General features: G+C 65.8%; 13 protein-coding genes. 2 read left to right on the top strand and 11 right to left on the bottom strand.

Annotated elements, in window-relative coordinates; all coding sequences use genetic code 11:
- Positions 1-897, bottom strand: coding sequence for a cysteine synthase CysM (gene cysM / locus ACTCB7_RS02100; protein ID WP_463005369.1), 897 nt, complete (start codon positions 895-897; stop codon positions 1-3).
- A gap of 161 nt (positions 898-1,058) precedes the next feature.
- On the opposite strand from cysM, the gene ACTCB7_RS02105 reads away from it, so the two are divergent.
- Complete coding sequence (locus ACTCB7_RS02105) at positions 1,059-3,719, top strand: ATP-binding protein (RefSeq protein WP_463005370.1); 2,661 nt, start codon at positions 1,059-1,061, stop codon at positions 3,717-3,719.
- On the opposite strand, the gene pdxJ is transcribed toward ACTCB7_RS02105, so the two are convergent.
- The 10 genes from pdxJ to rpoE all read right to left on the bottom strand — a co-directional run bounded on the left by pdxJ (position 3,720) and on the right by rpoE (position 14,194).
- Positions 3,720-4,514 carry a pyridoxine 5'-phosphate synthase gene (gene pdxJ, locus ACTCB7_RS02110; RefSeq protein WP_463005371.1) on the bottom strand — a complete coding sequence of 265 codons (795 nt, stop codon included), beginning with the start codon at positions 4,512-4,514 and terminating at the stop codon, positions 3,720-3,722.
- Positions 4,515-4,576: 62 nt separating this feature from the next.
- The gene (recO, locus tag ACTCB7_RS02115) at positions 4,577-5,290 is read right to left on the bottom strand and encodes a DNA repair protein RecO (RefSeq protein ID WP_463005372.1); all 714 of its coding nucleotides are present in this window, start codon (positions 5,288-5,290) and stop codon (positions 4,577-4,579) included.
- Between the two features lie 152 nt (positions 5,291-5,442).
- A complete protein-coding gene (gene era / locus ACTCB7_RS02120) occupies positions 5,443-6,342 on the bottom strand; it encodes a GTPase Era (protein ID WP_463005373.1) in 900 nt (299 codons plus the stop codon).
- The gene (gene rnc, locus ACTCB7_RS02125; RefSeq protein ID WP_463005374.1) at positions 6,339-7,028 is read right to left on the bottom strand and encodes a ribonuclease III; all 690 of its coding nucleotides are present in this window, start codon (positions 7,026-7,028) and stop codon (positions 6,339-6,341) included. Before rnc ends, era begins: the two co-directional genes overlap by 4 nt.
- Before the next feature lie 43 nt (positions 7,029-7,071).
- A complete protein-coding gene (lepB, locus tag ACTCB7_RS02130) occupies positions 7,072-7,875 on the bottom strand; it encodes a signal peptidase I (RefSeq protein WP_463005375.1) in 804 nt (267 codons plus the stop codon).
- Positions 7,876-7,889: 14 nt separating this feature from the next.
- On the bottom strand, positions 7,890-9,707 hold the full coding sequence (lepA, locus tag ACTCB7_RS02135) for a translation elongation factor 4 (protein ID WP_463005376.1): 1,818 nt from the start codon (positions 9,705-9,707) through the stop codon (positions 7,890-7,892).
- A 196-nt stretch (positions 9,708-9,903) separates the two neighbouring features.
- The gene (locus tag ACTCB7_RS02140) at positions 9,904-11,334 is read right to left on the bottom strand and encodes a DegQ family serine endoprotease (protein WP_463005377.1); all 1,431 of its coding nucleotides are present in this window, start codon (positions 11,332-11,334) and stop codon (positions 9,904-9,906) included.
- Positions 11,335-11,731: 397 nt separating this feature from the next.
- Positions 11,732-12,703 (bottom strand): MucB/RseB C-terminal domain-containing protein, encoded by a 972-nt coding sequence (locus ACTCB7_RS02145; RefSeq protein WP_463005378.1) that lies wholly within the window; start codon positions 12,701-12,703, stop codon positions 11,732-11,734.
- Positions 12,703-13,407, bottom strand: a complete 705-nt coding sequence (locus ACTCB7_RS02150) for a sigma-E factor negative regulatory protein (protein WP_463005379.1) — start codon at positions 13,405-13,407, stop codon at positions 12,703-12,705. Before ACTCB7_RS02150 ends, ACTCB7_RS02145 begins: the two co-directional genes overlap by 1 nt.
- A 181-nt stretch (positions 13,408-13,588) precedes the next feature.
- On the bottom strand, positions 13,589-14,194 hold the full coding sequence (gene rpoE / locus ACTCB7_RS02155) for an RNA polymerase sigma factor RpoE (RefSeq protein ID WP_463005380.1): 606 nt from the start codon (positions 14,192-14,194) through the stop codon (positions 13,589-13,591).
- A gap of 271 nt (positions 14,195-14,465) precedes the next feature.
- On the opposite strand from rpoE, the gene ACTCB7_RS02160 reads away from it, so the two are divergent.
- Positions 14,466-15,545 (top strand): 3-deoxy-7-phosphoheptulonate synthase, encoded by a 1,080-nt coding sequence (locus ACTCB7_RS02160; protein WP_463005381.1) that lies wholly within the window; start codon positions 14,466-14,468, stop codon positions 15,543-15,545.
- The last annotated feature ends 5 nt before the right edge of the window (positions 15,546-15,550 follow it).

The raw sequence follows: 15,550 nt of genomic DNA on the forward strand, positions 1-15,550 counted from the left end.
TCAGACCTCGGGGGCGAACAGGCCCGTGGACAGGTAGCGGTCGCCCCGGTCGCAGACGATGAACACGATCACCGCATTCTCGACCTGCTCGGCGACGCGCAGCGCGCCGGCCAGCGCGCCGCCCGAGGAAACGCCGGCGAGGATGCCTTCCTCGCGCGCCAGACGACGCATGTGTTCCTCGGCCTCGTGCTGGCCGATGTCGAGCACGTCATCGACGCGCGAGGCCTCGAAGATGCTCGGCAGGTAGGCCTGTGGCCAGCGGCGGATGCCGGCGATGCTGGCACCATCCTCGGGCTGCAGGCCGACGATCCGGATCTGCGGATTGCGCTCCTTGAGATAGCGCGACACCCCCATGATCGTGCCGGTGGTGCCCATCGAGCTGACGAAATGGGTGATGCTGCCGGCGGTCTGCTCCCAGAGCTCCGGCCCTGTGGTGCGGTAGTGCGCCAGCGGGTTGTCCGGGTTGGCGAACTGGTTGAGCGGCTTGCCCTCGCCCCGGGCGACCATCTCGTCGGCCAGGTCGCGGGCGCCTTCCATGCCCTGTTCGCCGGTGACCGTGATCAGCGTCGCGCCGTAGGCCGCCATGGCCTGCTTGCGCTCGCTGGAGGCGCTGTCGGGCATGATCAGCACCATGCGATAGCCCTTGATGGCGGCGGCCATCGCCAGGGCGATGCCGGTGTTGCCCGAGGTGGCCTCGATCAGGGTGTCGCCCGGGGCGATCTCGTCCCGGGCCTCGGCTTCACGAATCATCGACAGGGCCGCACGGTCCTTGACCGAGCCCGCCGGGTTGTTGCCCTCCAGCTTGGCCAGCAGCGTGTTGTTGCGACCGGCTCCGATACGCTGCAGGCGGACCAGCGGCGTGTTGCCGACGACATCCTCGAGGGTGGGAAAGTGCATGACGGTTTCCTTCTGCGCCGGGGCGAGCTGTCATTCGGCGAGCGCCCGAACGGTGAATAAGAACTGGCCGCATTATATCGTCGCCGCCCGGTGGTGGACAGGCGGGGGGGCCGGTCTGTGGCATACTGTCAGCCCATGTCGCGTCTTCGGAATCTCGCCCCATGACCCTGTGGTTGCGCCTGCTGCTGGCCTTGCTGGTCATTCCCTGGCTACTGATGCTGGCGCTGGGCGGCTGGCAGTTCGCCGCGGACGACCGCCAGCGCCGCGAAGCGCTGGTGACGCGCATCGAGGACGGGGTCAGGGTGCTCGCGCCCTTCCTCGCCGAGACCCGAGACACGGCAACGGCGGCGCCACCGGCAGCGCTGCTGGACCGGCTGGCCCGACTGACGGATGTAGACGCGGTGCACTGGCGCGATACTGCCGCGACGAACACCCCACCTCCTGGCCGGGCGGCCCTGACCCGGCGCGACGGCCGGGCACACGTGATCGTGCCGCTGCCTGCCGAAGGCAATGTCGCTCCCCCCGCCTGGCTGGACGTGACTCTCGACGACGGCGCCCTGAGCCTGCCGCGCTATCGCCAGCTGGCCGGCTGGGCGGTCGCACTGACCCTGGCCATGCTGGTACTGGGCCTCATCGCGCTGCTGGTGCCGCGTCGTGCCCTGGCGACCATCGCAGAACAACGCCATGTTCTGGAGCGGCTACGGGCCGGCGACACCAGCGCCCGCCTGCCCAACGAAGGCCCCCACGAACTGGCGCTGCTGTCCCTTGCCATCAACGGGCTCGCCGACACGCTGGCCTCAAGCCACCCGGCCGACACGCCGGTGACCACGGAACTGCGCGCCTCGCTGCAGACCATCGAGCGCCAGAACGCCGAACTCGAGAACGCCCGCCAGCAGGCACTGGATGCCAGTCGCGTGAAATCGGAGTTTCTCGCCAATGTCAGTCACGAGATCCGCACCCCGCTCAACGGCATCATCGGTTTCTGCCGCCTGCTCGAGCGCAGTCCGCTGGACGCCCGCCAGCAGGAGTGGCTGGAAAATGTCACCCTCGCGGCCGACAATCTGCTGTCGCTGGTCAACGGCATTCTGGATTTTTCCAAGCTCGAGGCCGGCAAGCTGGCGCTCGATACCGCCGGCCTGGACATTGCCGAGGTGATCGACGAGGTCCTGCTCCTGCAGGCCCCCGCCGCCCAGGGCAAGGGACTCGAGATGCTGGGGCTGGTCTATGACGACGTCCCGACAACACTGTCGGGCGATCCGCTGCGGATCAAGCAGATCCTCACCAACCTGGTCCACAATGCCGTCAAGTTCACCGATCGCGGCGAGGTTCTGGTGCGCGTTCAGGTCGAGGCGGAATACGGCAGCCGGGTCGTGCTGGGCATTCGCGTCAGCGACACCGGCGTCGGCCTGGCCGAGGAGATTCGGGACCAGCTGTTCCAGCCGTTCGTGCAATCCGAGGCCACCCGCCTGAGTCACCCCGGCGGCACCGGTCTCGGGCTGATGATCTGCAAGAAGCTGCTCGATCAGATGGACGGCGAGATTCGCGCCGACGGCACGCCCGGAGGCGGCACCACCTTCCACGTGACATTGCCGCTGGACGTGGTGGAATCTGCCGGCGAACGCGGCACGGCGCTCGACCTGAGCGGGCGGTGCCTGGTACTCGTCGAGCCGCACACCCCCAGCCGCCGCGCCCTCGCTCACCTGCTGCGTCAGGCCGGTGCCGAGGTGGTGATGCGTGATGCGTCGCCGACGGCCGAGTCACTGCCGGCGGGCACGGACCTGGTGATCGAGGCGGTGTCAGCGGGCATCGATCCCGTGACCCGGGCACGTCTGGGACGGCTGCCCTGCCCCGTACTGGTACTGGGCAAGTGCGAACCCCGGGAGTCGGAGACCGGCGGCCTGCCCGACACCATTCGCTGGTTCAGCAAACCCCTGACCCGTGCACGCCTGGCCGTCGCGCTGAGCGAACTGCTGCCGGCCGGTTCTCTCTCCCTGGCTGCCCATGCCGCGGACGAGGCGCCCTCGCCCCAGGGGGCCTGCGTGATGATCGTCGACGATATTGCCTCCAACCGCCTGCTGGTCAGCGAATTGCTGCGCCAGCGCGGCATCGAGAACATATTCTGTGCCGACAGCGGCGAGGCGGCACTGGCCCTGGCGCGCCGGCAGAGCGCCGACCTGGTACTGATGGATATTCGCATGTCGGGCATGGACGGCATCGCGACCACGACCGCGCTGCGCCGGCTCGGCGGTCCATGGCGCCACTGCCCGGTCATCGCCCTTACCGCCCACGCCCGCCCCGCGGACATCCGCTCGCTGCTGGCGTCGGGGATGCAGGCAGTACTGATCAAGCCGCTCGACGAGCAGGCCCTGGACCGCGTGCTGGACGATTACCTGGCCCTCCCTCCTGCGCCCGATGCCGCCGCGACGCCTGCCCGGCGCGACACGGCGGCCGACGACGACGAGCTTCCGGTCGTCGATGCCGAGCTCGGCATCACGCTGGCGGGGGGGCGCCCGGAACTGGCCGAACGGATGCTGGCGACGCTGCTGGAAAGTCTCGACGCGACCGAGGCCGAACTGCGACGCACCTACGAAAGCGGCGACGACACTGCCTTCCTCGACGCCGTGCACCATCTCAATGGTGCCTGCCGCTACTGTGGCGTGCCGCAGCTGGCCCTGGTCGCCGAGACCCTCGAGTCACGCCTGCGCGCCCAGGGCATCGCCAGCGTGGCGGACATCTACGAGACCCTGCTCAATGCCCTGCAACGACTGCGTGCCTGGCAAACCGCGCAGACTCGCCCGGTCGCGCCAGGCACCGACGACTGACTAGTCGTGCTCGTCGTGGCCGTGGTCATGTTCATGACCGTCGAGGGCGGCCACGAAACCGGCTTCATAGCCCGCCACGACCAGCCGCTTCATCTCGGCAACCGCCTCCTTGAGCCCCACGAACAGGGCGCGAGCGATGATCGCGTGGCCGATATTGAGTTCATGAATGCCGGGAATCGCGGCGATGGGCTCGACATTGTGGTAGTGCAGGCCATGTCCCGCATTGACCGTCAGCCCCAGCTCCTGGGCCAGTTCCGCCGCGGCGGCCACCCGGGCGTGTTCGATGCGGGCAGTCTCGCCCCGGGCCTCGGCATAGGCACCGGTGTGCAGTTCGATGACCGGTGCACCGACCTCGTGGGCGGCACGAATCTGCTCGGGCTCGGGGTCGATGAACAGCGACACCTCGCAACCCGCGGCGGCCAGACGCTCGCAGGCCGACGCGATCGCGGCCCGGCCGCCGACCACGTCCAGCCCGCCTTCGGTGGTCAGCTCCTCGCGCTTTTCCGGGACCAGGCAGACGTTCGCCGGCTTGACGCGCTCGGCGAAGGCGACCATCTCCGCGGTGACCGCCATCTCCAGGTTGATGCGCGTGTTGACGACCTCGGCCAGGCGCAGCACGTCGTGCTCCTGAATGTGCCGACGATCCTCGCGCAGGTGCAGCGTGATGCCATCGGCACCGGCCTCCTCGGCCAGCAGCGCGGCCTGGACCGGATCGGGATAACGGGTACCGCGCGCCTGGCGCAGGGTCGCCACATGGTCGATGTTGACGCCGAGCAGGATGCGGGGAGGCTGCATGGGGGTACTCCTTGGATAAGCCGCAGGGATGGAGGGGCATCTTAGCGCCTACCGGCGGTGGCTTACACCTCGCGCCGCTCGCCGCGGCGCCGTGCCACCAGCGCGCGCATCAGTTCCCGCGAGCGCAGCGGGCGCTCGCCCAGCAGCGTATCCAGTGCGGCACGCGTCAACGTCCTGGCGACCCGGGCCAGCCCCGGACGCTCCCAGTCGCCCGCAGCCAGCAGCCGCAGGGCCCGCCCCTCCATGCCCCACCCTTCTTCGGTCGACGAGAAGCGGCGAAGCTCGGGGCGATAGACGTAGCGGGCCTGGGGGTCCAGGGCCTGATCCCGACAATCGAGGAAGACCGGTTCGCTGTCGAGCGCCTCGAGGAGGCTGAGCTCCAGCCGACGCAGGGCGCCGGCGCGCTGCGCCGGCATGGTCAGCGCGTCGAGTGCCGCCGTGTAGTAGGCGAAGACATCCGGAACCGGCAGCAAGGGCGGCAACAGCCGGGTCAGCAGCTCGTTAGCGTACAGGCCGCACAGTAGGCCCTCGCCGGCCAGCAGCGATACCGACCCTCGCGACTCGAGCAGCCGCAGCCGCTTGAGTTCACGATCGCCCTGCCAGGTGACATGTAGCGGCGCGAAGGGCTGCAGGCGCCCACGCGACTTGCTGCCGGCCCGCTGCACACCCTGGGCCACGGCACGCACCCGGCCGTGCTCGAGCGTGATCAGCTCGACCAGGGCGCTGGTCTCGCGGTAGGGCCGCTTGTGCAGCAGATAGGCCGGCTGAGGGATCATGACTGCCTCCCTGACGCCGGACGAGACCTCGCCGAGCGACGATCAGGCAAGGCGAAGAGCGGTGAGAATGCGGAGTTTACACAGGGGTAAATGAGCATTTTGAACCGCTCTTCAACACAGCATTGATCGAGCGCAGGCAGGTATCGCCGGCGTCAGTCCAGGTCGTAGCCCAGGCTCTTCAGGGCCCGATCATCGTCCGACCAGCCACGCTTGACCTTGACCCAGAGGTTGAGCATCACCTTGGCCCCGAGGGCCCGCTCCATCTCGAGCCGTGCCTCGCGGCCGATCTTCTTGATCCGTTCGCCGTTCTCGCCGATCAGGATCTTCTTCTGCCCGGGGCGCTCAACCAGCATCAGCGCACTGATGTGAATGACACGCCCCTCGTCACGGAACTCCTCGATCTCGACCGTCATCTGGTAGGGCAGCTCGTCGCCGAGCTGGCGCATGACCTTCTCGCGCACCAGTTCGGCGGCCAGGAAGCGCTGGCTGCGATCGGTGATCTGATCCTCGGGAAAGTAGTGGATCCCCTCGGGCAGATACTGGGCCACCTCGGCCTCGAGCTCGGGGACATTGGTGCCGTGCTTGGCGGAAATCGGCAGGATGGCGGCGAACTCGCGCTTGGCCTGCAGCGACTCCAGCCACGGCAGCAGCGTGCTCTTGTCCTTGAGCCAGTCAACCTTGTTGACCGCGAGAATCACCGGCGCCCGCACATGGGTCAGCTTGTCGAGCACCACGTCGTCTTCTTCGGTCCAGCGAGTGCGGTCGACCAGGAAGACCACGCAATCGATATCGCGCAGGGCCTGGGTCGCCGCCTGGTTCATGAAGCGATTGATGGCCTTGTTGCGATCCCGGGACTGGATGTGCATACCCGGGGTGTCGACATAGATGAACTGCGTCTCGTCCTCGGTCTTGATCCCCATCACCTGGTGGCGCGTGGTCTGCGGACGACGCGAGGTGATCGAGACCTTCTGCCCGAGGATGCGGTTCATCAGGGTCGACTTGCCGACGTTGGGCCGGCCGACAATGGCCACGAAACCACAGCGTTGGGTCATGAGCGCCCTCCTCGCGGCTCGAGCCGGTGCAAGGCCTGCTCGGCCGCCTGCTGTTCGGCATGCCGGCGGCTGGAGCCGACACCCAGAGTATGTTCGTCGAGCATCGCCACGTGGCACTCGACGGTGAAGGTCTGCGCATGCGCCTCGCCTTCCACCGACACCACCTCGTAGCGCGGCAGCGGTGACTGGCGGGACTGCAGGAACTCCTGAAGCCGCGTCTTGGGGTCCTTCTGGGTATCGTGCAGATTGATCGACTCGAGCCGTGTGCCGTACCAGGCGAGGATGCGCGCCTTGACCGCATCCATCCCGGCATCCAGATAGATGGCGCCGATCACGGCCTCCATGGCATCGGCAAGGATCGATTCACGCCGGAATCCACCGCTTTTCAGTTCGCCCGATCCGAGCCTGAGCTGCTCGCCGAGCTCGAACTCCCGGGCCAGTTCCGCCAGTGTCTGGCCCTTGACCAGACGCGCGCGCAGACGCGACAGCTGGCCTTCACGGGCCTGGGGAAAACGCTGGAAAAGCGCCTCCCCGATCACGAAATTGACGATGGAATCCCCCAGAAATTCCAGGCGTTCGTTGTTGTCGCCACCGTAGCTGCGATGCGTCAGGGCCAGTTCCAGCAGCGCCGGATCACGAAAGTCATGACCGATGCGGCGGCTGAAGGCTTGTTGCGAGGTAGTCACGAAACGTCCGCTCTCGAATTCTCTTGAATGGTGGGTATCCGGCTCATGGAATCAGGCGCACCGAGCTGAAGCTGGGCAGTCCGCCATCCCAGTGCATCCATACGGCAAAGGCCTTGCCGACGATATTCTCTTCCGGCACGAAGCCCCAGTAGCGACTGTCGTTGGAATGGTCGCGGTTGTCGCCCATCATGAAATAGTGGCCCGGCGGCACCACCACCTCGCGCATCTGCGGCCCCGGGTCCCGCGGGTTGTTGTAGATGGCATGCTCGTGTTCGCCCAGCCACTCCTTGAAGCGCACCTCGCCCGGCGCGGTCTCGGGGTTGCGATCCGCCACCTCCTTGGGCACCGGCTTGCCGTTGACGTAGAGCTGCTTGCCCTCGTAGCGGATCCGGTCGCCGGGCAGCCCCACGACACGCTTGATGAAGTCCACCGAGGGGTCTTCCGGAAAGCGGAACACCATCACGTCACCACGCTCGGGCTCGCCCAGGTCGAGCACCTTGGTGTTCACCACCGGCAGGCGCAACCCGTAGGTGAACTTGTTGACCAGGATGAAGTCCCCCACTTCGAGCGTGGGACGCATTGAGCCGGAGGGAATCTGGAACGGCTCGACGAGGAAGCTGCGCAGCAGCAGCACGACCAGCAGGACGGGGAAGAACGACCGGGCATAGTCGACCGGCCAGGGCTCGCGCGTCAGCTTGCGGCGCGCCGTGTCATCGAGCGTCACCGCCTCGCCGGCCTCGGCGGCGACCAGCCGCGCCCGACGGCGGCGCCGCCACCAGACCACATCCAGCAACCAGACCAGTCCGGTGACGGCCACGGCCACCACCAGCAGCAGCGAAAAATCCATGTCTCTTTCAGTTCCTAGTCATTGACCTTGAGTACGGCGAGGAAGGCATCCTGGGGGATCTCGACGCGCCCCACCTGCTTCATGCGCTTCTTGCCGGCCTTCTGCTTCTCGAGCAGCTTCTTCTTGCGCGTCACATCCCCGCCATAGCACTTGGCGGTCACGTTCTTGCGCAGCGCCTTGACCGTGGAGCGGGCCACGACCTGGCTGCCGATGGTGGCCTGAATCGCCACATCGAACATCTGCCGGGGAATCAGTTCCTTCATTTTCTCGACCAGTGCCCGGCCGCGCCCCTGGGCATGATCGCGATGCACGATCGCTGCCAGGGCGTCAACCTTGTCGCCGTTGATCAGCACGTCGAGACGCACCAGCTTGGCCGCCTGGAAACGCACGAAGCCGTAGTCGAGCGAGGCATAGCCGCGGGAGACCGACTTGAGGCGGTCGAAGAAATCCATCACCACCTCGCTCATCGGCAACTCGTAGGTGAGCTGGATCTGATTGCCGAGGAACTGCATGTCCTGCTGTACGCCGCGGCGCTGCTCGCACTCGGCGATCACGTTGCCCACGAACTCCTGAGGTACCAGGATGCTGGCCTTGACGATCGGCTCGCGCATCTCCTCGACGTTGGCCAGATCCGGCAGCTTCGAGGGGTTGGAAACATAGAGCACATCCTCGTTCTTCAGCACCAGCTCGTAGACCACCGTCGGCGCAGTGGTCAGCAGGTCGAGGTTGTACTCGCGCTCGAGTCGCTCCTGGATGATCTCCATGTGCAGCGTACCGAGGAAACCGACGCGGAAGCCGAAGCCCAGAGCGTCGGAGTTCTCCGGTTCGTAATCCAGCGAAGCATCGTTGAGCGCCAGCTTCTCGAGGGCGTCGCGAAATTCCTCGTAGTCGTCGGAGCTGACCGGGAACATGCCCGCGTAGACCTGCGGCTTGACCTTCTGGAACCCGGGCAGGCGCGGCGTATCCGGTGTCCTGGCGTGGGTGATGGTGTCGCCCACCGGGGCACCGTGGATGTCCTTGATCCCGGCCACCACGAAGCCCACCTCACCGGCGCGCAGGATACCGGTCTGCTTGCGCTTGGGGGTGAAGATACCCACCTCGGTGACGTCCCAGTCGCGTCCCGTGGAGGTCATGCGGATCTTGTCACCCTTGCGCAGCGTGCCGTCGAACAGGCGAATCAGCGACACCACGCCCAGGTAGTTGTCGAACCAGGAGTCGATGATCAGCGCCTGCAGCGGCTTTTCGGCATCTCCTCTGGGCGGTGGAATGTCGCGAACCAGACGCTCCAGCAGCCCCTCCATGCCGATGCCGGTCTTGGCCGAGACCTGGCAGGCATCGGCGGCATCCAGGCCGATGATCTCCTCGACCTCCTGGGCCACGCGGTCCGGATCGGCCTGGGGCAGGTCGATCTTGTTGAGCACCGGCAGCACTTCCAGATCCTGGGCGATCGCCGTGTAGCAGTTGGCTACCGACTGGGCCTCGACGCCCTGGGCGGCATCCACCACCAGCAGCGCGCCTTCGCAGGCGTAGAGCGACCGCGAGACCTCGTAGGAGAAGTCGACGTGCCCCGGGGTATCGATGAAGTTGAGTTGATAGACCTCGCCGTCATCGGCGTGGTAGTCCAGCGTCACGGACTGGGCCTTGATGGTGATGCCGCGCTCGCGCTCAAGATCCATCGAGTCGAGCACCTGCTCCTTGAGCTCGCGCTCGGTCAGCCCGCCGCAGAGCTGTATGATGCGATCGGCCAGGGTCGACTTGCCGTGGTCGATGTGCGCAATAATCGAAAAATTTCGTATGTTGTTGATGACCTTGCGATTGTCGTTGCTGCTCATTGACGCCTGTCCGGTGTTGTGTACACGATCTCGCCGCGTCGGCTGGCGAACGACGAACGATCGAGTAACGTAATCGATTGGCGGGCATTGTACCGACAAGCCCGCGGCATGGACAGCGACGCGCCGGCGCCGGAGATGAACACGACGACGGGGCCCAAAGGCCCCGCCGCCGACATGCCTGACGCCACTGGCAGTGTTACTCGCCACCACCCAGACGCAGCGCCACGAACAGCGAGTGGCCGTCGCGGATCAACCGCACCGGCACCACACTGTTGCCCTTGACCGATGCGATCGCCGAAGCCAGCTGATTGGCGGAGTCGATCGGCTTCTGAGCCACCGAGACGATGATGTCACCGCTCTGAATGCCCGCGGCGGCAGCGGCACCACTCGGATCGACCTGCACGATGCGCACGCCGTGGTCGAGGCCCAGGCGCTCTAGCTGGCGGCTGTCGAGATCGCTGACCGCCACGCCCAGGCGGGTCTGCGAATCGTTGCCCGGCTGCCCCTGCATCGCCTGCTGATCGCTTTCCGGCCAGTCACCGACGGTCACCTTCTGGGTCCGCTCCTTGCCGTTGCGCAGCAACTTGAGCGATACCGTCTCGCCCGGCGCCACCTTGCCGATCAGCCGCGGCAACTTGCTGGACTGATCGACCGCGTCCCCGTTCACACCGAGGATGATGTCACCGGCCTGCAGACCGGCCTTGGCCGCCGGCGATTCGTCCGCCACCTCGGCGATCAGGGCCCCGTGCGAATCTTTCATGCCGAAGGACTCGGCCAAATCCCGGGATACCGGCTGGATCACCACGCCCAGCCAGCCACGGCTGACGTGACCGGTCGCCTTGAGCTGGTCGGCGATATCCATCGCCACATTGATCGGAATCGCGAAGGACAGCCCCATGAAGCCGCCGCTGCGGGTGAAGATCTGCGAGTTGATACCCACGACCTTGCCGTCGAGATTGAACAGCGGGCCGCCGGAGTTGCCGGGGTTGATCGCCACATCGGTCTGGATGAACGGCACGTAGGTATCGGTCGGCAGGGTACGATCGATGGCGCTGACGATGCCCGACGTCACCGAATGATCGAAGCCGAACGGCGAGCCGATGGCGGCCACCCATTCACCGACCTCGAGGTCATCGGAATTGCCGATATTGAGCGTCGGCAGATCCTTGGCATCGACCTTGAGCAGCGCCACATCGGTCTTCTTGTCGGCACCGACCAGCTTGGCCTTGAGTTCGCGGCGATCATTGAGACGCACCACGATCTTGTCGGCCCCGTCGACGACATGCGCATTGGTCAGGATATAGCCGTCCTTGCTGATGATGAAACCGGACCCCAGCGAATGACGCTCTTCGGTGCCACTGTTATTGCCCTGTTGTCCCGGCCCGAACGGGGTCTGGTCACCGAAGAAATGCCGGAAGATTTCCGGAACATCCTGGTTGGATCCGCCCCAGGGGCCCATGTTGCGACGCTGAACCTCCTGGGTTGTCGAGATATTCACCACCCCCGGCGCCGCCTGCTTCACCAGCTCGGTAAAGTCCGGCAACTCGCGCGCTTGTGCCGCCTGCACGGCGAACGCGGCGAGCACGAGCATCAGCCACATGGAGACCTGTCGTGTGATGCGTTGCATTGAGAACTCCTGCTTGCTGTCTGGGAGTCATTCCGCCCGGCGGACTCCGGAAACATCGAAAAACGCGCGGTCGACGAGAACACCATCAGCACGAAAACCGCCACCGTCACATCCTTCGACATCCGGCGACACCGCCCGCGAAAAGAAGCTCCATCGCGAAACGCGGTTATTTGTCGGTGAGCACCTTTCATCGCCGACCGACGACCAGGCACTCGACGAGTTTGAGTCACCTCACCGCAAAGAGTTCAGCCGACTCGATGAAATTGTCGCGATCGGACAACACCTCATGGCCCGACATTCCTGCCAGGGCCGAAACGAAAAAGGCCCGCCGAAGGCGGGCCGGGCATGACGGGTCACGGCTCGAACAAGCCGGAACGCAAGGCGGAGGGACAACACACTAACGCGCGCCGACGGGCGGCCGATACTCCATCCCTTCCACGACGCGAGCCAGGGCCATGGGCGGCACCTCGCCGATCGCCACAATCTGGAAGACCCGTTCGCCGAGGCGGACATGGCGAACCGCCGCATGGGTAATACCCAGCCGGTGCATGCCGGCACGCAGTATCCGCTGCCGACGCTGCACAGGCTCGATGAAGAGGCTGAAACTGGACAAGCCGTCGCTGTAGAGGCGATGGGCTACCGGCGCGGAACGCACCCCGAAATCATTGGGCAGCGGCAGAGCATGATAGCCGGTGGGCAGCCAACGGGCTGCCCAGGGAGACGAAGGCTGCGTCGCCAGCGGCTCGAAATCGATGGTGCCGTCATACAGCGACGGTTCACCCAGTTCGGTCATCTGGAAGGTTTCCAGGACGCGGCCATCGAGCCCCACCATGACCTGCTTGAGGGGCAGACCGGTGCGCTTGTCGAGCCATAACCGATGCCCGTAGCGGAGGTTGTCCTGCGACTCGATATTCAGCCGGACCACGTCGCGCCCGGCCACGCGGGACGCCCCGTCCAGGGTCAGCTGATAATGACCATCGAGCCGCGCGAGAATCGCCGCCGGTGCTGCCCGCCCGGTACCGATGGCTTCCGCCGGGCTGCCCCGACCGACACGTCCACGCCGCTCATAGACCACCGGCGGCCCGTCGAGATAGCTAGCGATTTCACGTTCCACGCCGTTCTCGACGTCGTGAGACAGCGCCAGGGTCCGCACGCCGTCACCGCTGATGCGCACCGCACGGGCCCGGAATTCGTAGCAATGGCTGGCCCACAGGCTGCGTTCCAGCCAGTCGCGTGGCGTGTCCGGGGTCGAGGCATCAGTCAACTGCAGGCAGTCGAGCCCCGTGGCAGCCGAGGCGTCAGCCCGGGCCGGCCCGGCGCCCCACAGCCACAGCAACGGCGCGGCCAGCGCGATCCAGCGAGTCGGCATCAACGCACACCCAGGGAGTCCTGCGCCGATGCACGCAGCAATGGCATCCAGGTTTCGCCGGAGCGATAGGCCGCGCCCTGGGCGTGGCGATCCAGGTAGCCCTGCAACAACTGGGCCTGTTCGAAGTCGAGACTCGGCGATTGCGAGTCGGGTGCCAGGAACATCGGCGTCTCGACGTTGGCACCGACCGTCATCAGGCCGCTGCCACCGCCATCGCTGACCAGCGAGGAGTAGCGCGGCAGGCTGACCGGCTCGGCACCGCCACCCTGAAGGCGCGGAAGATTCGAGACGGCACTGCCGCCGCTCGCCGTCGATGCGCCGGACTCGGCGGTCATGGCCGGCGCGCCGGCCGGATCCATGCCGTTGTAGACCTGCACCCCGGTAATGACCATCAGCGATACCGTGGCCGCGATGGCGGCGCTGCCGGCGAAGGAAAGCCCGCCATGACGCCGGGGAGCGGTGGCATCCTGCACCTCGGGACGCGGCTCCCGCTCGATTCGTGCCATGATGCCTGCCGAGAGATCGGTGGTGACATCGACATCCCGGTCCCGGTTCATGAGACTGCGCGCCAGATGATAGCGCCGCCAGGCATCGGCACTCTGGTCGCCCGCATCATCGAGCGACTTGAGCACGCGCCGCAGCTCGAGTTCATCCCCTTCGTTGTCCATCAGCGCGGACAGCGATTCGCGTAGATTGTCGTTCATTTTACACCCTCACAGTCGATGGAGCGGCAACCGCGACCGCCCCGGCTCGACACGACATTCCCATCATCCTGCGCCCGTTTGCGGCGCCCCGTCAGTTCCTTCGCACCCAAGGATGCGACACCCCGTGTGACGCCGGAACGGCCGGACAGTTCAGTCACAGGGCCAATTTTCTTGATGCGCATCACTCGTGAATCGGATCCTGTTGCCGTGACTGGCTCAACAGCGGCTGGATATGCTTGTCCACCGCCTCGCGCGCCCGGAAGATACGCGACCGCACGGTGCCCACCGGGCACTGCATGATGTTAGCGATATCCTCGTAGGAAAGCCCGTCCATCTCGCGCAACGTGATCGCCGTGCGCAGATCCTCCGGCAGCTGCTCGATCGCCTCGAAGACCGCCGCCTCGAGCTGGTCGCGGGCCATCGCCGCCTCCGGCGTCTCGATGTCGGAGAGCCGCCCGCTGTGATCCACCACCTCGGCGTCATTGATATCCAGGTCGCTGCCCGGCGGGCGCCGCCCCTTGGAAACCAGATAGTTCTTGGCCGTGTTGATGGCGATGCGATACATCCAGGTATAGAAGGCGCTCTCGGAACGGAAGTTGCCCAGGGCGCGGTAGGCCTTGATGAACGCCTCCTGAGCGACGTCCTGGACCTCGGCATGATCGTGCACGTAACGCCCGATCAGACCGAGAATCTTGTGCTGGTATTTCTTGACCAGCAGATCGAAGGCTCGGGTATCGCCCCGCTGGGCGCGTTCGACGAGTTGCTGATCGGTTTCCCGCGCGCCCATTCAGTACGTCTCCCGGCAAACGGGAAAGACCAGACGGACAGGCGAACAGAAGCGCCTTCGCGGCGTGACACGGTGGAGATTCATGAATGCAAGCTGAGCCCTGGCTGACGAACGTTTTGTGCTAAGTGTTCCTGTTTATGGCTACGGCATCAACCGGCAGCATGTGCCTGGCTTGACGCACCGGGCCAAAAAGCGGCGTCACAATTGATTTTTTCGCCCCTCGCGGGCGATAGTAACGGGATTCTCCCCCATGCGATTCACAGGTAGCTGAATGTCGGAACAGCAGGTCAACAACCTCAACGTTCTTTCCCAGGACGTCCTGATCACACCCGAAGCCCTCAAGCAGGAAATTCCGCTGTCGGAAAGCGCCGAGCGGACCGTGATCGAAGGGCGTCACACCATCCAGCGGATTCTCGACGGTGACGATCCGCGCCTGCTGGTCGTGATCGGCCCCTGCTCTATCCACGATGTCGACGCCGCCCGTGACTATGCGCGCCGGCTGCGCCAGCTGGCGGACAGCGTCAGCGACAGCCTCTACGTGGTGATGCGCGTCTACTTCGAGAAGCCGCGGACCACCGTCGGCTGGAAGGGCCTGATCAACGATCCTCACATCAATGACTCCTTCGAGATCGAGGAAGGCCTGCATATCGCCCGCCGCCTGCTGGTGGAGCTGGCCGAGATGGGGCTGCCGCTGGCCACCGAAGCCCTCGACCCGATCTCGCCGCAGTACCTGCAGGACTGCATCAGCTGGTCGGCGATCGGTGCGCGTACCACCGAGTCGCAGACGCACCGCGAAATGGCCTCGGGGCTCTCCTGCCCGGTGGGCTTCAAGAACGGCACCGACGGCAGCCTCGACGTCGCCGTCAACGCCCTCAAGTCGGTGGCCCATCCACACAACTTCCTGGGCATCGACCAGGCCGGCCAGGTCGCGATCATTCGCACACGCGGCAATGCCTACGGGCACGTGGTGCTGCGCGGCGGCAACGGCAAGCCCAACTATGACAGCGTCAGCGTGGCGCTGGCCGAGCAGGAACTGAGCGGTGCCGGGGTCAAGCCGAACATCATGATCGACTGCTCCCACGCCAACTCCAACAAGGACCCGGCCCTGCAGCCACTGGTCATGGATAACGTCACCAATCAGATTCTGGAAGGCAACCGGTCGATCATGGGCCTGATGGTCGAATCCAACCTCGCCTGGGGCAACCAGAAGATCCCCGAGGATCGCAGCCAGCTCGAGTACGGCGTGTCGATCACCGATGCCTGCATCGACTGGCCGACCACCGAGGAAGCCCTGCACCGCATGGCCGAGAAGCTCAAGCCGGCACTCGCCGCGCGTCGGCGCGCCGCCTGAGTTCA

The sequence above is a fragment of the Modicisalibacter sp. genome (genome assembly GCF_055145905.1).

Bases quoted from the DNA above. Each gene is read 5' to 3' on its own strand.
- ACTCB7_RS02150 (WP_463005379.1), bottom strand. From the start codon at position 13,407: ATGAACGACAATCTACGCGAATCGCTGTCCGCGCTGATGGACAACGAA.
- pdxJ (WP_463005371.1), bottom strand. From the start codon at position 4,514: ATGCAGCCTCCCCGCATCCTGCTCGGCGTCAACATCGACCATGTGGCG.
- lepA (WP_463005376.1), bottom strand. From the start codon at position 9,707: ATGAGCAGCAACGACAATCGCAAGGTCATCAACAACATACGAAATTTT.
- ACTCB7_RS02105 (WP_463005370.1), top strand. From the start codon at position 1,059: ATGACCCTGTGGTTGCGCCTGCTGCTGGCCTTGCTGGTCATTCCCTGG.
- cysM (WP_463005369.1), bottom strand. From the start codon at position 897: ATGCACTTTCCCACCCTCGAGGATGTCGTCGGCAACACGCCGCTGGTC.
- ACTCB7_RS02145 (WP_463005378.1), bottom strand. From the start codon at position 12,703: ATGCCGACTCGCTGGATCGCGCTGGCCGCGCCGTTGCTGTGGCTGTGG.
- era (WP_463005373.1), bottom strand. From the start codon at position 6,342: ATGACCCAACGCTGTGGTTTCGTGGCCATTGTCGGCCGGCCCAACGTC.
- rpoE (WP_463005380.1), bottom strand. From the start codon at position 14,194: ATGGGCGCGCGGGAAACCGATCAGCAACTCGTCGAACGCGCCCAGCGG.
- ACTCB7_RS02160 (WP_463005381.1), top strand. From the start codon at position 14,466: ATGTCGGAACAGCAGGTCAACAACCTCAACGTTCTTTCCCAGGACGTC.
- recO (WP_463005372.1), bottom strand. From the start codon at position 5,290: ATGATCCCTCAGCCGGCCTATCTGCTGCACAAGCGGCCCTACCGCGAG.
- lepB (WP_463005375.1), bottom strand. From the start codon at position 7,875: ATGGATTTTTCGCTGCTGCTGGTGGTGGCCGTGGCCGTCACCGGACTG.
- ACTCB7_RS02140 (WP_463005377.1), bottom strand. From the start codon at position 11,334: ATGCAACGCATCACACGACAGGTCTCCATGTGGCTGATGCTCGTGCTC.